At 55.4% G+C, this 267-nt stretch carries 1 protein-coding gene; it reads right to left on the minus strand.

The annotated features are described in order from the left end of the window. On the minus strand, nucleotides 1-227 hold a 227-nt coding region (locus AC6UDF_RS07240), incomplete at its 3' end, for a hypothetical protein (protein WP_500724204.1). Between the last annotated feature and the right edge of the window lie 40 nt (nucleotides 228-267).

Consider the following 267-nt stretch of genomic DNA (forward strand, 5'->3'; position numbering starts at 1 on the left):
GCGTGTAACTGGTTCGCCAGATAACTAGAGGCTAAGGCGGTGTGCCCAGAGCGAGAGTAGTAGACCACCAGGGCATCGGGTAAAGGAGATCTCGATGGGGCCGGCGCCTTTAGCTTCTGAAGTTTCTCCAGCCTTCGTCGCGCTGCCCACACGACACAGCAATCAATCACCTTGATCCCAGCGGCAAGCGCGACGATGACTACGACGAGCTTGGTGATTAGCATCATTCAGTACTCTCCATCATGCACTCCCGCGTTACTTCTGTAG

Source organism: Fructilactobacillus sp. X2R6C1 (genome assembly GCF_059901295.1).